This window comes from Janthinobacterium sp. CG3 (assembly GCF_000344615.1).
In the GTDB taxonomy this organism is placed as follows: Bacteria; Pseudomonadota; Gammaproteobacteria; order Burkholderiales; family Burkholderiaceae_D; genus Janthinobacterium.
The window spans coordinates 954,260-974,691 of record NZ_KB467824.1 but is presented as its reverse complement, the minus strand read 5'-3'; the positions used below and the strand labels follow the sequence as shown (position 1 = coordinate 974,691).

The 20,432-nt window shown below is 69.3% G+C and carries 18 protein-coding genes; 4 read left to right on the top strand and 14 right to left on the bottom strand.

The genetic code is table 11. The annotated features are described in order from the left end of the window. The 14 genes from mshL to JANGC3_RS0104250 all read right to left on the bottom strand — a co-directional run bounded on the left by mshL (nt 1) and on the right by JANGC3_RS0104250 (nt 14,512). Entirely contained in the window at nt 1-1,794 is a 1,794-nt protein-coding gene (mshL, locus tag JANGC3_RS0104315) for a pilus (MSHA type) biogenesis protein MshL (protein WP_017875256.1), read from the bottom strand. 32 nt (nt 1,795-1,826) lie between these two features. Continuing rightward, a complete protein-coding gene (locus JANGC3_RS0104310) occupies nt 1,827-2,213 on the bottom strand; it encodes an MSHA biogenesis protein MshK (RefSeq protein WP_081611754.1) in 387 nt (128 codons plus the stop codon). After that, nucleotides 2,198-2,953 carry a type II secretion system protein GspM gene (gene gspM / locus JANGC3_RS0104305; protein ID WP_017875254.1) on the bottom strand — a complete coding sequence of 252 codons (756 nt, stop codon included), beginning with the start codon at nt 2,951-2,953 and terminating at the stop codon, nt 2,198-2,200. Before gspM ends, JANGC3_RS0104310 begins: the two co-directional genes overlap by 16 nt. Next, nucleotides 2,950-3,636, bottom strand: a complete 687-nt coding sequence (locus JANGC3_RS0104300; RefSeq protein WP_017875253.1) for a hypothetical protein — start codon at nt 3,634-3,636, stop codon at nt 2,950-2,952. Before JANGC3_RS0104300 ends, gspM begins: the two co-directional genes overlap by 4 nt. Further along, on the bottom strand, nt 3,633-4,577 hold the full coding sequence (gene pilM, locus JANGC3_RS0104295) for a type IV pilus biogenesis protein PilM (protein ID WP_017875252.1): 945 nt from the start codon (nt 4,575-4,577) through the stop codon (nt 3,633-3,635). Before pilM ends, JANGC3_RS0104300 begins: the two co-directional genes overlap by 4 nt. Before the next feature lie 155 nt (nt 4,578-4,732). Next, the gene (locus tag JANGC3_RS0104290) at nt 4,733-7,885 is read right to left on the bottom strand and encodes a DUF11 domain-containing protein (RefSeq protein ID WP_026132533.1); all 3,153 of its coding nucleotides are present in this window, start codon (nt 7,883-7,885) and stop codon (nt 4,733-4,735) included. Beyond that, entirely contained in the window at nt 7,872-8,357 is a 486-nt protein-coding gene (locus JANGC3_RS0104285) for a hypothetical protein (RefSeq protein ID WP_017875250.1), read from the bottom strand. Before JANGC3_RS0104285 ends, JANGC3_RS0104290 begins: the two co-directional genes overlap by 14 nt. Continuing rightward, nucleotides 8,354-9,232 (bottom strand): prepilin-type N-terminal cleavage/methylation domain-containing protein, encoded by an 879-nt coding sequence (locus JANGC3_RS0104280; protein ID WP_017875249.1) that lies wholly within the window; start codon nt 9,230-9,232, stop codon nt 8,354-8,356. Before JANGC3_RS0104280 ends, JANGC3_RS0104285 begins: the two co-directional genes overlap by 4 nt. Next, nucleotides 9,229-9,828, bottom strand: a complete 600-nt coding sequence (locus tag JANGC3_RS0104275; RefSeq protein WP_017875248.1) for a prepilin-type N-terminal cleavage/methylation domain-containing protein — start codon at nt 9,826-9,828, stop codon at nt 9,229-9,231. The genes JANGC3_RS0104280 and JANGC3_RS0104275 overlap by 4 nt, the downstream gene beginning before the upstream one ends. Further along, nucleotides 9,818-10,402, bottom strand: a complete 585-nt coding sequence (locus JANGC3_RS0104270; RefSeq protein WP_232429652.1) for a pilus assembly FimT family protein — start codon at nt 10,400-10,402, stop codon at nt 9,818-9,820. The genes JANGC3_RS0104275 and JANGC3_RS0104270 overlap by 11 nt, the downstream gene beginning before the upstream one ends. A 104-nt stretch (nt 10,403-10,506) precedes the next feature. Further along, complete coding sequence (locus JANGC3_RS34040; protein WP_026132531.1) at nt 10,507-10,980, bottom strand: prepilin-type N-terminal cleavage/methylation domain-containing protein; 474 nt, start codon at nt 10,978-10,980, stop codon at nt 10,507-10,509. 70 nt (nt 10,981-11,050) lie between these two features. Next, nucleotides 11,051-11,575: a type II secretion system protein gene (locus JANGC3_RS28345; RefSeq protein ID WP_157406441.1), complete on the bottom strand. Its 525-nt coding sequence runs from the start codon at nt 11,573-11,575 to the stop codon at nt 11,051-11,053. Then, the gene (locus JANGC3_RS0104255) at nt 11,572-12,807 is read right to left on the bottom strand and encodes a type II secretion system F family protein (protein WP_017875244.1); all 1,236 of its coding nucleotides are present in this window, start codon (nt 12,805-12,807) and stop codon (nt 11,572-11,574) included. The genes JANGC3_RS28345 and JANGC3_RS0104255 overlap by 4 nt, the downstream gene beginning before the upstream one ends. A 1-nt stretch (nt 12,808) precedes the next feature. After that, nucleotides 12,809-14,512 (bottom strand): GspE/PulE family protein, encoded by a 1,704-nt coding sequence (locus JANGC3_RS0104250; protein ID WP_026132530.1) that lies wholly within the window; start codon nt 14,510-14,512, stop codon nt 12,809-12,811. A 301-nt stretch (nt 14,513-14,813) separates the two neighbouring features. Between JANGC3_RS0104250 and JANGC3_RS0104245 the strand changes: the two genes are divergently transcribed. The 4 genes from JANGC3_RS0104245 (at nt 14,814) to JANGC3_RS0104230 (ending at nt 20,428) form a co-directional block, all read left to right on the top strand. Next, nucleotides 14,814-15,530 carry an ABC transporter ATP-binding protein gene (locus tag JANGC3_RS0104245; protein WP_026132529.1) on the top strand — a complete coding sequence of 239 codons (717 nt, stop codon included), beginning with the start codon at nt 14,814-14,816 and terminating at the stop codon, nt 15,528-15,530. Nucleotides 15,531-15,544: 14 nt separating this feature from the next. Continuing rightward, entirely contained in the window at nt 15,545-16,819 is a 1,275-nt protein-coding gene (locus JANGC3_RS0104240; protein ID WP_017875241.1) for an ExeA family protein, read from the top strand. 139 nt (nt 16,820-16,958) lie between these two features. Next, nucleotides 16,959-18,914 carry a type II secretion system protein GspD gene (locus JANGC3_RS0104235; protein ID WP_026132528.1) on the top strand — a complete coding sequence of 652 codons (1,956 nt, stop codon included), beginning with the start codon at nt 16,959-16,961 and terminating at the stop codon, nt 18,912-18,914. After that, nucleotides 18,911-20,428, top strand: a complete 1,518-nt coding sequence (locus JANGC3_RS0104230; protein WP_035787538.1) for a tetratricopeptide repeat protein — start codon at nt 18,911-18,913, stop codon at nt 20,426-20,428. Before JANGC3_RS0104235 ends, JANGC3_RS0104230 begins: the two co-directional genes overlap by 4 nt. The last annotated feature ends 4 nt before the right edge of the window (nt 20,429-20,432 follow it).

Below are 20,432 nucleotides of genomic sequence, written 5' to 3'. Positions count from 1 at the left end.
TTAGTTGCGCTCCGCCGGACGGCGCGGGTCGAGCGCCTCCATGCGCCGCCCGGCGTCGAGCAGGTCTTCGTTCCAGCTGCTGGCGCCCTCGACGATGGTGGGCTTGATCAGCACCACCAGTTCGCGCTTTTGCGTGACCTGGCCGGTGTTGCGGAACAGCGCGCCGAGTACCGGCAGCCCGCCCGCGCCGGGCACCTGCGAACGGTCGGAAGTCGACGACTGGCGCATCAGGCCGCCGATGGCGACGATGCCGCCGTTCTGGCCGCGCACCATGCTGTCCATTTCCGAGGTGTTCGACGCCGCCAGCGGCAAGGTCAGCCGGCCGGCGCTGCCGAGGTCGATGTCCTTGCTGACGGTGGTGACCTGGCTGACCGACGGGTGCACGTGCAGGATGATGTTGCCGCGGTCGTCGATCTGCGGCGTGACGTCCAGCACCACGCCGGAAAAGAACGGTTGCAAGGTCACGTTCGGGCTGGTGGTGGCGCTGGCCGCGCTGGTGTTGGTGGTGGTGCTCACGCCGGTGACGTAAAACTCGTCGGTGCCGATCTTCAGCACCGCCTTCTGGTTGTTCAGCGTGGCGATGCGCGGACTCGACAGCACGTGCACCGTGCCTTGCGATTCGAGGAAGGAAATCATCGCGGCGAAGTTGCTGGTCTGGAAGGCCAGGCCGAACAGCGAGCCGGCCGCCGTCGCCGCGCTGCCCAGCGCGAAGCCGGTGCTGGCGGCGATGGCGGTCGCGCCCGTCGAACTCATCGTCGGCGGCTGGCCGCCGGCGAACGGCAGCGGCGCCAGCGTGGTGCCGGGCGAGACGAAGCCGGTCGAGACGCGGTTGCCGTGGCCGCTCTTGATGGAGGCGAACGAGGCCCAGTTGATGCCGGTCTGGAAGCCGTCGTTGAGCTGCACCTCGAGGATCTTCGCCTCCAGGATCACTTGGCGGTCGACCGACAACTGGGTCGCCTTCAGGTACAGGTCGACGTTGCGCAACTCGTCGGGCATGGCGCGGATCACCACGACGCCGGACTGCGGGCTGAGCACGACGTTGCGCCCGTCCTTGCCGGCGCCGACGATGGCTTCCAGCGACGCCTTCAGCTCAACCCAGAAATCGCTGTTCGAGGTGGTGCTGACGTTGCTGCTGTCGCGCGCCTGGCCCGCCTGCGGGCCGCCGCCGTTGTCGTTGGCGCCGTTGTTGCTGTTGTTGCCGCCGCCGCTATTGTTATTGTTGTTGCCGCCCTGCCCGGAGGCGAGCGAACTGGCGTTGCCAACCGAGGTCGACGACACGCGCAGGTTGGAGCTGCCCTTGCGGTTGCCGGTCAGGTAATTGACTTGGAACATGCGGGTCTGGATCGTCGCCGGCTTGATGTAGATGCGGCTGCCGTCGACCCGGTAGTCGTAGCCGTACAGTTCGCGCACCGCGTCGAGCGCCTCGAACAGGGTGACGTCCTTCAGGTTGGCCGAGACGGTGCCGCCGATGTCGGGGTGGACCAGCATGTTGTAGCGCGTGCCGGTGACGAGGGAATTGAAAAACTGCTGCGCCGGCACGTTGTTGAAGGACACGTTGAAGCGCTCGTCGAGCGCGGCGCGGGTGCGCGGCAGTTGCCCGGCCAGCGCGCTGAGCGGCGGCAACAGGGCGTTCTCGACCGCCGCGGGCTGGCTGGCCGCCGGCGCCTGCGCGGCGGCGCTCTTCATTTGCGCATTGATGGCGTTGAAGGTGTCGCGCTGCGACTGCGCGCTATTGCAGCCGCTTAAGCCGGCGCCGACGCCCAGCGCGCAGGCGATGATCAGGTTTTTTTGCATTCTCGTCCGCTCTGTATTGTTATGCATATGCTTTATGGCTTCGCCGGGCCGGCGCCGTCGTTCACCTTGCTGGGATACAGGCGCAGCGTCTCCAGCGCCCTGCCGCGCCTGAGCACGACCTCGGTCTGGCTGATGCGCACCAGCACGGCGTCGCCGACCTTGCCGCCCAGGCGCACGGTCTGGCCGCTGATCACCGCCACCGCCCTGCCGCCGGGATTGCGCGACACCAGCACCGATTGCAACATCGGCGCGCCGGGAACCCCGAGCGCGCCGTCGGACGGCGCCGTCAGCGCGGCCGGCGGCCGGGTCGGATCGAACAGGCTTTGGGCCGCCACCGGCGCGCCGCCCAAGACCAGGCTTAAGCCGCAAGCGAGGCCGAAGCGTAAAGCAGGCCGGCGCGCGCTCACAGCGCGATCCATTTCGGCGCCAGGCTCAAGGTGTACAGCGTCAGGGTCAGGCGCGCGTTCGGGTAGTCGCCGGCGTGCAAATTGGCCTTACCCCAGAACAATTGCGTCGGCATCGCTTCCAGCGCCTCCATATAATTCACCATGTCGAGATAACCGCCCTGCAATTCGAGTTCCACGCCGTGCCGGTACAGCAGCGGCGCCTGTTTGACCGGCGCCGCCGGCGGCGCCGCCGGACTTGGCGGCTGCGCGATCTTGAGCAGCAGCTTGCCGCCGGCATGCATCGGCTCGGGCGCGTCGGCCGGGACCGGATCGGAAAAGCGGCCGTCGGCCAGGCCGGTGGCCGGCAGCGTCTTCAGCGACACCAGGCGCAGCTTGGTATTGCTCCTCAACAGCTGCTCCAGCAGCAGCACGATGCGCTCCGGCGCGACCAGCCCCTTCTGCATGGCGCGCAGCGCGCCGCCCAGTTGCGCGACCTCGCCGCGCAGCGCCTGCAGGCTGGCCCGGCTGGCGCTGTCGGGGTCGTGCGCGTGCAGCAGCACCGCGTTGGCCACTTCGGCGTCGATGCCGGCCATCTGGCTTTGCTGTTGGCGGAACTGCGCGACGAGCTTTTTCTGCTTGGCGAACATCGGGTCTAGCAGCAGCAGAAACGCCAGGAACAGCAGCACGACCATGCCGGCGGCGAAGGCCATGACGCGCTCGCGCAGACTGAGCGCGTCGATTTTGGCGGCGAGTTTCAGCCAGGACTGTTTCATTTGGCCACCTCCGCAGGCGTGGCCTGCAGACTAAATTCAAGAAAGCCCGGCGCGGCGGGCGTGGCCGAGGTGGCGGCGCCGGCGGCAGCCGCGGCCGGCGCGGCCGGCGCCGGCGCGTCGGCGCCGGCCGGCTTGGCGGGCGGCGCCAGTTCCAAGCGCGCGAACGTCTTGCCCTTGAGCACGGGTTCGCCGGCCAGGCCACCGATGTAGCGCGGCAGCAGCGCCGGCGACAGCACCCTGCCCTGCAAGCCGATGGCGTTGCCGGCGCCGAGGATGTCGACCTCGGTCAGCCACAGGCCGTCGACGCGGGTGCGGGCGAACGCGCGGAAGTAGGCCGAGTAGCCGCGCGTGTTGCCGAATTCGCCGCGCGCCAGGATCGACTGCAACTGCAGCAGCGACTGGCGTTCGGCGCCGGCTTGAACGATGTCCTGTTCGATGTCCTGGTCCTTTTTCCGCGGCGCGTACGCCACCATCACCTCGGCCTGGCGGGCCTGGCGCTTGGCCAGTTCGAGCTTGCCCGCGGCCACTTGCCGCTCCAGCGCGGCGACCTGGCGGTTGCCGTACAGCGCCAGCAACGCGGCGCCGAGCAGCACCGCCAGCATGGCTTGCGCCATGGTCTTCGCCGACAGGTAGTTCTTGCGCTTTTGCAGCAGCGGGTTGAAGAGATTGATTTGCTGGCTCACGGCGCGCCCCCGTCCAGGCGCAGCGCCGCGCCCAGCGCCATGAAGTGGCGCGCCTGCTGCGCCGCCTCGCGCAGCGCCGGCGCCTTCGACAGGTCGAACACGCTGTCGAGGTCGAGCGCCTCGACCGGCATGTACAGATTGCCGGCCAGGTAGGTATGCAGACCGGGGGCGCCGGTTGGCGCCAGCACCAGCTTGGCCACCGCGATGAAGTGGAACTGGCGCTCGAAATGGTCGAGCGAGCGCTGCAGCTCCAGCGTGATCTTGTCGTGCACCTGGCGCTGCTTGTCCTCGTCGCCGTCGAGCAACTGGGGCAGGCGCACGTCGATGCGCCGCGACAGGTACAGCTCGGCGTTGAAGGTGACGGTGAGCAAGCCGCCGTCGGCGTCGAAGGACAGCATGGCCAGGCCGCGCCCGGCCGGCTCGAGCAGGGCCGAGATATTGCGTTGCGCCATGTCGGGGATGTCGATCGCGTCCAGCTTCAGCTTGTGCTCGCTGAACAGCAGCTGGCGCGGCGCGATCACGCTGTTGCGCGCGGCCACCGCGAACAGCGTGCGGTTGCGCACCGGCGCGTTGGCGTCGGGCGGGATGTCGAGCAGGTCGATGGTCGCCTCGGCCACCGGAAAGTCGAGCATGTCCTTGAGGCGCCAGCCGAGCGCGGTTTTCAATTCGGCCGGCGGCACGTTGGGCGCGTCCACCGACAGCAACTGGTAGTCGGCGGCGGCGAGCAGGCTGGCGCACTGGTAACGGGCCGGATGGGCTTCCTTCTTGACGCGCTCGAGCGCGCCGCCCTCGCCCTTCTCGTCCGGATAGAAGGCGGCCCATTCCACCACCGGCTTGGCGTTGACGACGCGCTTGACGGCGGCGCCGACGACGCCGTCGGCGCCAAAGGCGATCGCCAGCCAGCCATCATTATTTTTTTTTGCTTTAGCGAATAGACCCATGCCGACGTCTCAATGATTAGCGCTGCGCGAAGAAAACCCGGCAGATGCTTGATTATATTCAAGTTCCAACGATTTACCCGCCATATTTGCACAGGAGCAAAAATACCCGGCGATTTTTTGCGCCCAGGTCACACTTTCACTCCCTTGTCGCCCGTTCAATGCAGTTCGCGCAGGTAAATCAGCGGGCTGCGGTATTGGCCGAACACCAGCCGCGCGACCGTGCTGGGCAGCCAGAGCGGATCGCCCATGCGCAACTCGGCGCCGCCGCCCACGCCGGGCGCGCGCAGTTGCAGTGTGGCGAGCCCGGCCGCCATCGGCAGCGTCGCCGGCGCCGCGGCGGCCGCCAGCGCGCCGACCTTGCAGGCGCCGGCGACGGACAAAAACTTGGAACAGTTGCCAAACACGGCCCCGGCCGCGGTCACCGCGCTGGCCTTGGCGCCGCCGTCGCCGTCATGCAGACGCCAGCCCTGGTTGGCCGCGTAGCCGGTGAAATACTCGGCCCGCAGCGCAATGCGCAGCGGGCTCAATTCCGAACCGTAGGCGTTGCCCAGATTCAGGCGGCCGCTGGCCACCGTCACGCCGCCCTCCTTGCTGGCGGCGCCGCGCGACGAGGTCGCGCCGTCGCCGCCGGCGCTTTCGGCGGCGCGCAGGTAGACCGGCGTCGGCGCCGCCAGGCCGGTCGCGTGCGGCGCGGCGCCGTCGAAGGCGCGCGCAAACGCGTAGCTCGCCTTCAGCTTGGCCACGCCCGGCCCCAGCAGCGGGTCGGCGCCGAAGCTGGCGGCCGCCAGCGTGGCCGGCGCCAGCAGCGCGCCGGCCGGCGTGGCCGGCGGATTTTGCGTGGTGGCGCCGCTGCCGGCGCCGTTCCACGCCGTCAGCGTGGCGGCGCGGGCGAACGGGCCGCTGTAATTCAACAGCGTGGCGCCGGCCGCGTTGACCGCCGTCACCTGCAGCTCGAATTCCTGGCGCGAATACACCATCGTCGGCGCGCCGGCCGGGCACACCATGCCGGTGCTGGCGCAGGGCAGCGGCCCGCTGGCCTGGGTTTCGAAGTGGTCGGCGACGAAGCGTCCGACGTTGAGCGGGGCGCCGCTGACGTTGCCGGCGCCGAGGTAGTCGGCGCTTTCCAACTGCGCCGTCAGCTTGATGACGCCGACGTCGCCGAAGGAGAAGCCGCTGCCCTCGGCGGCGCCGCCGCTGACCGCGCCAAACACCCCGCTCAGGTTCGGCAGGTTGACCATGCCGGCCAGCGGCGCGCCGGCCGCGTCGGTCGCGGCCTCGACCTTGAGCTTGATCCTGGCCGGGATTTGCTCGCGGCCGAAGCTGCTGGCCAGCACCGGCGTGACGCCGCCCGTCATCGCGCTCCAGCCCAGTTTGAAGGCGGCGCCGGCGGCAACGAAGGCCGGGTTGCTGGCCAGCGCCGGGGTGGTGGCCTGGTTGGCGCCCAGCCCCAGCGTGCTGGCCGTCAACAGGAAGGTCTGCGGCTTGGAGACGAAGGCGCCGGTGCTGCCGAGGCGGTTGCCGGCGTCGCTCATGTACATTTCGATGCGGCCGACGTCGGGATACAGCAGCTTGTTGTTGAGTCCGGTGATGGTGGTCGTGCCGCCCGACGTCGTCGCCGTGCCGACCGTCGGCGAATTGCCGGGGAAGCTGACGTTGACGGCCGCCGACCAGGCGCCGCTGGTGGGTCCGGGCATGGCGCCGGCGCCCACGCACAGGGGCATTTTGTTGCTGGCCGTGCCGACGCTGGTGAAACTGGCCTGCTTGCCGGCGTTGGCAACCGGGTCGTGGCAGGACAGCGCGAAGCGCATTGGCACGTTGGTCGCGCCGCTGCCGAGCGCGGTCGGCACGCCCGCGCTGACATAGGTGATGTACAGGCCGGCGATGTCGACGTTGGCGATCGAGGAGGTCAGCGTGACCGGCTTGCACGGCTGGCCCGCGTTGCCGAACGGCACGTTGTGCACGCACAGCGCGTCGGTCAGCATATACGCCGGCACGAACTGGGCGGCGCCGACGATGGCGCTGACGCTGGCGGTGTTGTTGCCGTCGTAATAATCGAACAGCGCGCCGCCGACGCTGGCGCTGTTGGTGATCGAGCCGCTGGCGTTGGCCGCCGCCGTCACCGTCACCACCAGCGGCGCCAGCGTGGCGCCGACCGCCAGCGGGCCGGGGTTGCTGCAGGAAACCAGTTGCCCGGCCACCGTGCAGCTCCAGCCGCTGCCGCCGGCGCCGCCGACGATGAAGGCGGCCGGCAGCGTGTCGGTGACGGTGATCGGGCCGCTTTCGCTGAGCGGCCCGTTATTGCCCAGCGTAATGGTGTACTTGCTGGTTTTCGATTGCGCCAGCGGGCCGTCGAGCACCATCGCGATCGAGCGGTCGGTGGCCGGCACGTTCGGCGCGGCGATGATCTCGGCGTTCAGCAGCACCAGGTCGGCGCCCGAGCTGTAGGCGGTGCTGGCGCTGGTCTGGCCGGACAGGATCACCGGCGACTGCACGGTGTAGGCGTCGAAGTCGATGCCGTAGGAGGCGGCGTCGGCGTTGATGTTGCTGGCCGAGTTGAACTGGTTGCCGGAAACGTTGCTCGCGTCGACCTGGCCGACGCCGTTGTAGCGCAAATCCTCGCCGCCTCCCGACAGCGTGGTGTCGCCCTCCCAGGTGATGTGGCCGACCCGCCCGGTGGCGCTGCCGAGCGGATTGGGAATCTGGAAATTGCTCAGGTTCAGCGACAGCGACGAGTTGCGGATGTACTGGAAGCCCTCGTACAGGTTGAGCACGCGGAAGGTTTCGCCGGCCTTCGAATAGATCACCAGCAGCTGGAAGCCGCCCAGCACGCCCTCGACCGCGCAATGCGGCGCGCCGTTGTTAAAGCTCAGCCCGGACAGCAGATAGGTGTTGTTTTTTTTCGCATTGACCTGGCTGGTGACGTCGGCGGCGCCGCTGAAATAGTCGTAACCCACCGTCGCCGAGGAAAACTGGCGGTTGCCCGGCGCCGCCACGGCGACGCCGTCGAGCAGCACCGAGTAGTCCGGCGTGCTGCCCGAACCGGCCCAGTACAACTGGGCGTTCAGCACCACCGCGCCGGTCGGAATGCCGTTCAGCGTCAGCGTCGCCGACGTCGTTACGTCGCAAGGGCCGCTGGCGTTCGATTTGGTGCGCAGGGTTTTTTGCGCGCCGGTGAAGTTGACGTTGCCGGCGAAGCTTTTAAACAGCGTGATCGGGGTGTCGGCGGCGCGCGCGGCGGCGCAGGCCAGGGCCGCCGCCAGCAGCAACGCGGCCGCGGCGCGCCGGCGCGGTGGTCTAAAACTGGACATTGAGGACGCGCTGGACATAGTCGGGGTCGTTGCTGGGGTTGGGACACTGGCCGGCCGCCGGGCGGTTGCAGGCGGTCGCCGTGACCTGGCGCACCGTCACGGCGCCGGCGCCGGCGCCGGCGCCGGTGGTGAGCGCGTTGCAGCGTACCGTCACGCTGAAGGCACTCAGGCTGGTGCCGGTCGGCAGCGCGAAGCTTTGCGGGGCGGCGTTGCCGGGACAATTTCCCGCGCGCAGCGCCTGGTACACGCCGAATTCAATACCGGCGCGGGCGGCCTGGTAGGCGCGCGCGCCCTGCGCGTCCAGCGCCACGCTGGCGTTCTGGGTGGTGCTCAAGGTCATCATCGCCACGCCCATGCCGGACAGCACCACCAGCAGGAAAATCGCCGTCACCAGGCCCAGGCCGGCGCTGCGCCGGCCCGGCGGCGAGGCGGCGCCGCGGGCGCGCGCGGCTTGCGCCAGCGGGCGCGTCATGGCGTGTTGTCCACGTGAACCTGGTGGAACAGCTTGATGAACTCGGCGTTGCCGGGCCGCTGCAGCGTCAGGCTGATCGCCACCAGCCCGCTGCGGGTGTTGGCCGGCAACACGTAGTTGAACGCGCAAGCGCTGACGTTCTCGGCCAGCAGCGCGCCCACGCCGGGCGGCGGCAGCGTGCCGGCCGCGGCAAGCTGGCGGTCGGCCCAAAAGCGCGTCAGCGTCCGGTTGACGGTGTCGCACACGTAGGTGACGGTGCCGGTGACGACCTGGAAGCGACTGGTCGGCGAACTCATGACCGGGTTCGCGCTGGCGAAGGGGTTCGCCGCCATCGTGATGACGTTGCCGGCCACCGCGGCCACGGCGGCGACGTTGAGGCTGGCGGGGGCGCCGCCGGCCGGATTGGCGTTGGCCGGCTCGTAGCCCGGGCCCAGGTTGTAGACGACGATGAAGTCGCCGGGCACGATGGCTTGCTGGCCGGCCGGCATGGCGCCCAGCACGTTGAAGTCGAGTACCGCGGCGTTCTCGAAGTCGAGCGGCGTACCGCCCGCCAGCGCGTCCTCGACGGCCTGGTAGCGCCCGCCGGTCTTGGTCAGCAGGAAGCTCATCGTCCGGCCGTCGCCCGACGCCACCACGCTGTTGGGCAGCGCCAGGCGCACGTCGCGCCCGACGCGGCGCACCGCCGTGTCGGCGATGTCGCCCAGCTCGGCGCGCGCCGCCAAGTCGGTGTAGGCCTGCACCGGGACGCGGATGAACACCGCGACGATGCCGCCGATGATGCCGACGATGACGATCACCATCACCGCCTCGACCAGGGTGAAGCCCGCCTGCCCGCCGCGTCGGCCGCGTTGGCCGCGTTCCTTGGCGCCGTTCATATCGACCTCGGCGCGTAGCGCGTGCGGTAGCCGTCGAGTACGACGCTTTCGTTGCCGACGTTGACCGTGACGGTGATGCGCAGCACGTCCATCGTCGCCGGCGCCGCGCTCGAAACGATGGGCGCCGCGGCCGGCCCGAGGTTCTCGGGCGCGATGCGCAGCGTCGCGGTATAGCCGGTCACGGGCAGCGCCGCCAGGTTGACGTCGGCCAGGGCGCCGGCGGCGTTGTTGAAGGCCGCCTCGGCCGCGCCGAACTGGCCGACGTAATCGTTGACGTTGTCGAACGGCCGGCTTTCGCCGGCCAGCCGGCCGACCGTTTCGACGGTCGCGGCGCAGCCGGCGGCGCCGACCACGGCGGCGGTGGCGGTCTCGGCGTTGGCGTCGTTCGGGTCGCAAAAGGTGAAATGGGCCAGTTGCACCTCCTCCAGCAGCGACTCGGCGATCAGCAGCGCCTGCTTGCGCGCCAGCGGGTCGGCGCTGGCGCGCACCGTCAGGTTCATCACCTGCACCAAGCCGAGCACGGCGATGCCGACGATGACCATGAACATGATGAGTTCAACCAGGCTCAGGCCGCCCTGGCGGCGCTTAATGGACATAGCCGGTCTCCGCCTCGACGGTAATCGGATGGACGTCGGCGGCGCCGCCGCGCACCGTCATGACCAGCGTGGCGAAAGTCGAGACCCGGGCGCCGTCGGCGTCGAGCGCCGCGAAGGGCTTGCCGAGGGCGCTGAAGTAGAAGGAGGAGATGGCCGGCGCCTTCGTATAGCTGACGCCGGAGGGCGCGCCCTCGCAGTGCCAGCGCGCGTCGCCGGCGCATTGAGCGACGGTGGCGGCGGCGCCGCTGTTGCCGCCCGACGGCGGCACCACGCGGGCGGCGGCGGTGCAGGCGGCGTCGAAACACAGCGCCACGCCGCTGCCGTTAAGGCGCACGAACACGCGCCGGTTCTGCGCGATCGCCACTTTCTGCGCGTAGCGCAGCATGGACTGGCTTTGTTCGGCGAAGTTGCGCGCGTCGAAGGCCTGGCGCTCGAAAAAGCGCGGCATGGCCAGCGTCGCCAGGATGCCGGTGACAAGGATCACCGCGACCAGTTCGACGAGGGTAAAGCCGCGCTGGCCGAGGCCGGCCGCGCGCGCATGGTTGCGCATCTTCATGGCGATAGAACTCTGCATAGCGAAGCAAGGGCGCAACGCGTCGGCGGCCGACGCCAGCGGCAACGCCGTCGCAGGCGGCGCGCCGGCGCGGCCGCGCGTCGATACCCGACAATCGCCGCCGCTTACGGGGCGGGAGCGGCGGGGTTGGCGGCCGAACAGTTGGTCGCCGTCCCTTGCAGCGTGGTCGTGCCCGACGCCTCGACGTAGGTGACCGAGCAGGCCAGATGCTCGGCGTCGGCGGACACCACCGCGCCGGCGATGGAGTAATCGGCAAGGCCGCCGGCGGCGACGACGATGCCCGCCGCGGTCGGCCAGCCCAGGGTCGTCATGCCTATGCTCTGCCCTTCCATCGTCACGGGGGTGTTGGCCGCGCCGCCCCGCGCCAGCCAGGTCGAATGGGCCAGCGCCGCGCCGCTTTGGATCGCCGCGCGCGCGGCCTGGACCTTGGCCAGGCGGGCGTCGCCGCTCAGATCGGCGAAACGCGGCAGGGCGGTCGCCGCCAAAATCCCCAGGATGACGATCACGACGATCAATTCGATCAGCGTGAAGCCCGCTTGCGCCTTGCCGGAAAAACCTTTCATTGACTGCCTGTTCATACTCGTCTCCAAATCATTTAACAATCCATCCGCACGGCGGAAAATCTACCATGCCATATATAACGACAAGTTATTCATAAACTTGATTCAAAACAATACTCATCCCCTTGGATTGCACAGGCAGGTTCTGGGCCGGGCCGGATAAGCTTACCTTGAATTGCAAGGCCTTTGGCTGGGATCCGCTAAAAATTTTTCCCTCGGCCAACAAATACACCAGCTTGCCGGCGCCGCGGTCGAAGTACCACTGGCCGGCGGCCACCTCGCCGCTGGCCGGCGCGGCGTATTCGCCGGCGTAGTTGGCCGGCCTCGCGGCCAGCCATTCCATCGGGTTTTGCCGCGCCAGCGCCGGCATTTCGGCCTGCCGGTTGCCGGCGTAAAGGTGCGCCAGCTTCAGCGCCAGCGCGGCCCGCAGCAGGTTCGCCGTGCGCGCCACGGCGGCCAGCTCGGCCTGCTCCTGGTAGTACGCCAGCCGCGTCAGCAGCACCGCGCCGAGCACGCCGACGACGATCGCCGCCACCGCGCTTTCGAACAAACCGATGCCGCGTTGCGCGCCGCGCCGGCTGTTGTTCCAGCACAACAATGGCCGGCGGCTCATTTGCGCAGCGCCACTTTGCCCAGGTCCCAGACCGGCAGGAAAATCCCCAACGCCAGCACCAGCACCATCAGGCCCAGGAAGGTGATCAGGATCGGCTCGATCTGCGCCGACAGGGTCTTCAATTCATAGTCGACCTCGCGCTCGTACATCTGGGCGATTTCATCCATCAGCTCGTCGAGCGAGCCGGACTCCTCGCCGACGGCGATCATCTGCAGCACCACCGGCGTGAACACGCCGGCCGCCACCGAGGTGCGCAGGATGCTTTCGCCGCGCTCGACGCCGTCGCGCATCTGCTCGACGCGGGCGCACAGATAGGCGTTGTCGACGGTCTGCGACACCACCGTCAGCGCCTGCACGATCGGCACGCCGCTGCGGCTCGACAGCGAGAAGCTGCGGGCGAAGCGCGCCATCGTGCCCTTCAGGATGATCTTGCCGGCGATCGGCACGCGCAGCTTGTGCCGGTCCCAGGCGTAGCGGCCGGCCGTCGTGCCCAGCCAGGCGCGCACGCCCAGCACGGCGGCGCCCGTCAGCAGCAGCAGCAGCAGCCAGTAATTGACCATGAAGTTCGAGCTGCCGATCAGCACCCGCGTCATCAAGGGCAGCTCGGCGTTGAAGCTGGCGAACACCTTGACGAACTGCGGGATCACGAAGACGTTCACCACCACCATCGCGATCAGCATCGCGGCCACCACGAAGACCGGGTAGCGGGTCGCGCTCTTGACGCGGGCGCGCATGTCGCGGTCGAATTCGAGGTGGTCGAACAGGCGCAGGAAGACCTCTTCAAGGCGGCCGGTCATCTCGCCCACGCGCACCATCGACAGGTAGAAATTGGAAAACACCTCGGGGTGGCGGCGCATCGCCGCCGACAGCTCGCGCCCGGCGTCGAGCGACTCGCGCAAGTCCTTGATGACGCGCCCGAAGGCCTTGCTGATGGCCGACTCCTGCAAGCCGGCCAGGCCGCGCATGATCGGCACGCCCGACTTGAGCAGCGTGTAGAGCTGGCGGCTGAACAGTTGCACGTCCATCGAGTTGACCTTTTTCTCGGTCAGGCGCTGCCACAGGCCCTGGTCGGCGCCGGCCGCGCTGACGGCCTTGCTGGTCTGCGCGATCTCGACCGGCGTGGCGCCGGTGGCGAACAACTGGTCGGCCACGACGCCGCTGTCGGCGCCCTCCAGCACCCCGCGGATCAACTCGCCGGCGCCGTTGCGGGCTGTGTAGGCGAAAAAAGGCACGTCACTCCTCGATCTGGTTACTGATGCGCATCGCCTCGGCCACCGTCGTGCGGCCCTGCACCACCAGGTGCACGGCGTGCCGGCGCAGCGTCTCGCCGGCCATCTGCGCCGACGCCACCTTCAGGAAGTGCGCCGGGTCGGGGTCGTTGGCGGCGTCGGCCACCGCCTGCGTCATCTCCAGCAGCTCGTAGACGCCGGTGCGGCCGCGGTAGCCCATGCCGTTGCAGTGCGAGCAGCCCTTGCCGTGGAAGTAGTGGTGCTGGTCGACCAGCGCGCCCAGCTCCTGGCGCAGCCATTCGCGCTCGGTCGGCGCCAGCGGGTGCGGCTCGCTGCAGCTTTCGCAGATCACCCGCACCAGGCGCTGCGCCAGCACCGCCTGCAGCGCGCTGCCGACCATGTAGCGCGGCACGCCCATGTCCATCAGCCGCAGCGGCGTGCTGCGGGCGTCGTTGGTGTGCAGCGTCGACAGCACCAAATGGCCCGTCATGGCCGCGCGCAGGCCGATCTGCGCGGTTTCCTGGTCGCGCATCTCGCCCACCAGCACGATGTCGGGGTCCTGCCGCAGCGCCGAGCGCAGCACGCGCGCGAAGTCGAGCTCGATCTTGTCGTTGACCTGCACCTGGTTGATGCCGGCCAGGCGGTACTCGACCGGGTCCTCGACGGTGATGAGTTTTTTCTCCACCGAGTTCAACTCGGCCAGCGCGCAATACAGCGTGGTGGTCTTGCCGCTGCCGGTCGGGCCGGTCACCAGCACCAGGCCGTTGGGGCGCTGGACGATGGCGCGAAAGCGCGTCACCAGCGCCGCCGGCATGCCGATGGCGTCCAGGCGCAGCGTGGTGCCGCCCTGGTTCAGCAGCCGCATCACCACCGACTCGCCGTACTGCGTCGGCATGGTCGAGATACGCACGTCGACGCGCTGGTTCTTGACGCGGATGGCGAAGCGGCCGTCCTGCGGCAGGCGCTTTTCCGAGATGTCGAGGTCCGACATCAGTTTCAGGCGCAGCGCCAGCGAACTGGCCACCTTGATGTCGGCCTCGGTCTGCAGGTGCAGCACGCCGTCGATGCGGAAGCGGATCTGCAGGCGCGCCTCCTGCGGCTCGATGTGGATGTCGGAGGCGCGCACCTGGGTGGCGTCGTCGAACACCGACTGCAGCAGCTTGACGATGGGGGCCTCTTCCAGCCCCGGGTTGGCGGCCAGCGCGCCGAAGTCGACGGCGCTGTCGCCCAGGTCCTGTTCGAGCTCGCGGGTCAGCTCGGTGATGTCCTCGGTGCGCCGGTAGATCCGGTCGATCGCCGCCAGCACCTCGCTCTCGTTGACCACGGCCAGCTCGATGTTGCGCTTGACCAGGCGCGCGATCTCGTCGTAGGCGAACAGGTCGGTGGGGTCGGACATGCCGACCAGCAGCGTGTCGATGCGCTGCTCGAGCACCAGCGCGCGGAAGCGCCGCGCCTGGGTTTCCGGCAGCAGGCGCACCACCTCGGCGTTGATGTTGTAGAACTTCAGGTTGATATACGGGATGTCGAACTGCTTGGCGAGCGCGCCGGAGATTTGCTCCTCGGTGACGAAGCCGTGCTCGACGAAGACCCGGCCGAGCTTGCGGCCGGTGCGCTTCTGCTCGGTCAGCGCCAGGCCCAACTGTTCTTCGGACAGCAGCTTTTGCTGCACCAAAATCTCCCCCAGCCGGACTTTTTCTGGCCTTGCCATACCCACTCCTCGGTTCGCGCACGTCAATTAAGCTGCCACAGCAGGCAGCGGCCCATTTTATGCCAGAAAGCGGCCGCGCCAAAACAATCGGCCGCGAATAGTCATCCACGGCAACAACAAACGCCAACGCGACGGGGACCAACGCGACGGGGACAGACCACGATTTCCGGGAAAGTATTTCCCGGAAATCGTGGTCTGTCCCCGGTTTGCGCTTGCCGCGCGTGGCCAGAAGTGACGATAATGCGCTACAGTCTGCTCCGGGCAGCCCCGCCCGCGCCAACCCCACAGCGTCCGGCCATCCATGAGTGTTTCAGCAGTGCGTTTTCAACAGGTTGTCAAAAGCTATGCCGGCGGCGCGGTGCTGCGCGGCGTCGAGCTGGAGGTGCGCGCCGGCGAAAGCTTCGGCCTGGTCGGCGTCAACGGCGCCGGCAAGACCAGCCTGGTCAAGTGCATGTTCGACTTTTGCGCGCTCGACGCCGGCGCCATCGCCATCTTCGGCCTGTCGCACCGCCTGCCGGCGGCGCGCGCGCCGCTGTCCTTCCTGCCCGAGCGCTTCAGCCCGCCCTACTACCTGAGCGGCGCCGCCTTCCTGCGCTACATGCTCAAGCTGCAGGGCCTGCCCTACGACGCCGCCCGGGTCGGCGCCATGCTGGCCGCGCTCGACCTGGAGCCGGCCGCGCTGACGCGCCAGGTGCGCGCCTATTCGAAGGGCATGACGCAAAAGCTCGGCCTGGCCGCCTGCCTGCTGTCGGACAAGCCGATGCTGGTGCTCGACGAGCCCACCAGCGGCCTCGACCCGAAGGCGCGCGCGCTGCTCAAGCGGCAGTTGCGCCTGCTGCGCGACGCCGGCCGCACCCTGCTCTTCACCTCGCACGCGCTGGCCGACGTCGAGGAGTTGTGCGACCGCATGGCCATCCTGCACGAGGGCCGCATCCGCTTCGTCGGCACGCCGCGGCAATGCCGCGCCGACTACGCCGCCGCCAACCTGGAGCAGGCCTTCCTGCACTGCATCGCCTGAACCGGAGCCACAGCATGTACCACGCCCACTTCGGCCTCGACGAGGCGCCCTTCAGCATCACGCCGAACCCGGCGTTTTTCTACAGCGGCAACACGCGCGGCGCCATCCTCGACGCCCTGCTCTACAGCGTCATCCACGGCGAGGGCATCATCAAGGTCACCGGCGAGGTCGGCAGCGGCAAGACCATGCTGTGCCGCATGCTCGAAAGCCAGTTGCCGCCGCACATAGAGGTGATCTACCTGGTCAACCCCAGCCTGGCGCCGGACGAGGTGCTGTTCGCCATCGCCGGCGAACTGAACCTGGCAAGCGGCGGCAAGCGCGCCGACGAGGTGCTGCGCCTGCTGCACGGCGACCTGATCGACAAGCACGCGGCCGGCCGCCAGGTGGTGCTGCTGGTCGAGGAGGCCCAGGCGATGCCGCTGGCCACGCTCGAACAGATCCGCCTGCTGACCAACCTTGAAACGGCGCACCACAAGCTGCTGCAGATCGTGCTGTTCGGCCAGCCCGAACTGGACGCCAGCCTGAACCTGCCCGAGATGCGCCAACTCAAGGAGCGCATCACGCACAGCTTCGCGGTGCCCTTGATGGCGCCCGAGCTGGTGCCGGAGTTCCTGGCCTGCCGCCTGGGCGCCGCCGGCCACCGCGGTGCGGCCCTGTTCGACGCCGAGGCGGTGCGCCAGCTGGCGGCCGTGTCGCGCGGCATCGTGCGGCGCATCAACATCCTGGCCGACAAGGCCATGCTGGCCGCCTTCGCCGACGACGCCGCCGTCGTCGGCGCCAAGCACGTCCGCGCGGCCATCGGCGACAGCGCCTTCGGCCGGCCCGCGCGCCCGGCGCGGCGCGTCGCCGCCGCCGCGCTGGGCGCGTTGCTGCTGGCCGGCGCGGCGGCCTGGGCCTGGCTGCCGGCGGCGCCGGCGCCGGCGGCGGCGCGCGCCCGGGTGCAGCCGCTGCAAGCCTGCCTGGACGCCAGCCGGGCCTGGCTGGCGGGCGCGCCGGCGCAGCACCTGGCGCTGCAAATCATGGTCTTGCCGTCCAGCGACCGGGCCGGCCTGAACAACTTCCTGCGCGACACCGGCGACGCCATCGGCCTGCAGCAGGTGCACGCCTATCCGCTGCGGCTGGACGGCGCCGCCCACACCGCCATCGTCTACGGCAGTTTCCGCACCCGCGCCCAGGCCGAGGCGGTGCAGGCGCTGCTGTCCGAGCAGGGCCCGTACCGGCCGCGGATCGTCGACGTCGCCGCCATCCGCGCCGAAGTGGCGGCGTCCGGCGCCGGTCCACTGTGGTGATACTTGCCAATAAAGCCGTTTCCACCGGCTTATTTCACGCTTTGTCCGGCGACCATGCGCGGTACAATTGCTTTTATACGGCCAAGGTGGTTAAAATTTCAAAAGTACAACAATTAGCGGCCTCTAGGGCGGAACATCAATGAAAATACCTGCTGCCCCCCTGATGCCGGCCCTGTGCTGCGCGCTGCTCGGCGCGTGCGCCGGCCCATCGCTGCCGACCTCCCCCAGCCACATCAGCGAAGCGCCGCAAGCGGCCGGCGCCATCCCCGAGACGGTCCAGCAAAGCACCGCCCTGCGCCCGCCCGCCCCCGCCGCCAAGCTGGAAACCTACAGCGTGACGGTGCACAAGGTGCCGGTGCAGTCGCTGCTGTTCGCGCTGGCGCGCGACGCCGGCATGAACGTCGACATCCACCCCGGCATCGACGGCAGCGTCACGCTGAACGCGCTCAACCAGACCCTGCCGCAATTGCTGACGCGCATCTCCCGGCAAGTCGACATGCGCTATGAAATCGACGGCAAGAACCTGACGGTGCTGCCCGACACCGCCGTCTGGCGCCATTACAAGGTCGATTACGTCAACATCGCGCGCAGCACCAACAGCAGCGTCAACATCGCCACCCAGATTTCCACCGCCGGCGGCGGCTCCAGCGCCGGCGGCGGCGCCGGCGCGGCGGCCAACAGCGGCGGCGCCGGCTCGGCCGGCGGCAACAACAATTCGACGACCTCGGTGCTCAACAAGTCGGAAAACAATTTTTGGTACAGCCTGGAGCGCAATATCCGCGACCTGCTGCGCGAAACCACGCTGGGCGACCCGCTGACGGACCCGCTGGCGCAAATGGCCCAGAGCGGCGCCGGCCAGGGCCAATACCAGAGCCAGTACCAGAGCAGCCAAAACAACCCGAACAACCAGAACCAGGGCCAGAACCCGCTCCAGGGCGGACAGCAGAACCAGGGCCAATACGCGCAGAACCCGCCGGCCGGCGGCCCGAACGCCGTCCAGGGCGGCCAGGGCCAACAGCCGGGCGACGCCTCCGCCGCGCTGAAGATGGCCAACAAGGGCAGCCCGTCGTCGGTGGTGGTCAACGTCGAGGGCGGCCTGATCGCCGTGCGCGCCACCGGCCGCCAGCACGAGAAGATCCAGGAATTCATGGACATCGTGCTCAGCAGCGCCAAGCGCCAGGTCTTGATCGAAGCGACCATCATCGAGGTGCGCCTGAGCGACCAGTACCAGCAGGGCATCAACTGGTCGCGCCTGCGCGGCCCGGACAGCGGCCTGAGCGTGACGCAAAAGCAGGTCGGCAACACCGCGCTGCTGTCGGCCGTCACGCCCGGCGCCACGCCGGGCTTGCTGGTGCTCGACTACCTGAATCCGACCAGCCGCCTGGGCAACATCGCCGCCACCATCCAACTGCTCGAATCGTTCGGCAAGGTAAAGGTCCTGTCGAGTCCGAAAATCAGCGTGCTCAACAACCAGACGGCGCTGCTCAAGGTGGTCGACAACCAGGTCTTTTTCACCATCAAGGTGACGCCGGCGGTGTACGGCCTGAACAACGTCATCACCACCCCGGCCACCTACGAGTCGCGCCTGGAGACGGTGCCGGTCGGCTTCGTCATGAGCGTGACCCCGCAGATCGCCGACAGCGACGAGGTAACGCTGAACGTGCGCCCGACCATCACGCGCATCGTCGGCTACGTGCAAGACCCGAACCCGGAACTGGCCCGCGGTAGCACGCCGGTGGTCAGCAAGGTGCCGGTGATCCAGGCGCGCGAGCTGGAGTCGATCATGAAGGTCAGCAGCGGCCAGGTGGCGGTGATGGGCGGCCTGATGCAGGATTCGGTCGACAACAACAAGGACAGCGTGCCGGGCGTCGGCAGGATTCCCATTTTGGGCGACCTGTTTTCGTACCGTAACGAAAGCAGCAGCAAGACCGAGCTGGTGATTTTCATCCGCCCGGTCGTCGTCAAGGACGCCAGCATCAACGGCGACTACAAGGACTACCGCTATCTGCTGCCGAGCGCGGCGCCGGCCCAGCCCGCGCCCCGGACAGCCCCGGCCGCGCAGGCCTATCCCGCCGTGAGGGCAGACGGAACATGAGCCTACTGATGCAGGCGTTGAAGAAGGCCGAGCGCGCCAAACAGAATAGCGCGCACGAGGACGAGCTGGAAAAGCCGTCCGAGGCGTACGACCAGATCCTCTCGCTGTCGCCGCGCGAGCGGCAGGACGCGCCGGCCGCCGCGCCGACGGCGCTGGCGCTGGAGCCGGTCGACGGCTTGAGCCTGGCGCCGCTGGGCACGGCCGCGGCGGCGGCCGAAGCGCCGTCCTTCGCCGGCCCCGCGGCGCAGGCGCGGTTCGCCGCGCCTGCGCCGGACGCGCCGCGCCCGGCCGCCGCCTTCGAGGCGCCGCGCCAGGAGAGCGCCCGCGCCAAGCCCGAGCCGCCGCCGCGCCCGCGCGCGACGCCGCGCGCCAAGCCGGCCGCCGCCGCGCCCGCGCCGATGTCGGTCGATCCGGCGACGCTGCGCCTGGCGGGGCTGTGCACCGTGCTGGCGCTGGTGCTCGGCGGCTTCGGCTACTGGTACTGGCACGCCACCAACGGCGGCGCCGGCGCCAACCTGCCGATGGTGCCGATGCCGCTGACGGAAGCGCCGGCCGCGCCTGTCGGCGCGCCGGCGGCGCCCCAGGGCGCCGCCGCGTACCCGATTACGCCGGACGGCGCGCCCGCCGGCGACGGCGCCCCCGGCGCCGTGCCGGTCTACCCGGCCTACCAGGGCGCCCCGCCCAACCCGGCCACCCCGTCCAGCCCGCAGCCGCCGCCCGGCTACGAGCCGGGCGCGCGCGAACGCATCGAACAGCAGGCCTTGGCCATGGAACAGCAGCAACAGCAGCAGCAACAGCAGCAGCAACAGCAGCAGCAGGCGCCGCAGCGGCCACCAGCGCAACGGCCAGCGCCGCCGCAGGCCGCGGCGGCGCTGGCGCCGTCCGACGGCGCCGACATCCGCGTGCTGCGCACCGACGTGGCGCCGCAAATCAATCCGGCGCTGGAGGGCGCCTACCAGGCGTTCAACAGCGGCGACACCGGCAACGCCCGCCAGCGCTACGACGCGGTGCTGCGGCAGGAGCCGAACAACCGCGACGCCCTGCTCGGCATGGCCGCCGTCGCGGTGCGCGAAGGCCAGGGGCCGCAGGCCGGCGCGCTGTACCTGCGCCTGCTGGAACTGGACCCCAACGACGGCGAGGCGCTGGCCGGCCTGATCGCGCTGCGCCAGGGCGACCCGGTGCAGGGCGAGTCGCGCCTGAAGGCGATTTTGCAGCGCGCCCCCGACGCCGGCCCGGTGCTGTTCGCGCTAGGCAACCTGTACGCCAAGCAAAGCCGCTGGAGCGACGCCCAGCAATTGTTTTTCCGCGCCTACAACAGCACGCCCGACAACGCCGACTACGCCTTCAACCTGGCCGTCGGCCTGGACCGCTTGAACCAGGCCAAGTTGGCGCTGACCTATTACCAACGCGCGCTGGCGCTGGCGCAGAACGCCCCCGGCAGCTTCGACCGCGCCGCGGTGCGCCGGCGCATGCGCGAACTGGCCGGCGCCGGCGCCCGCGCCACCACCGAATAAGAGC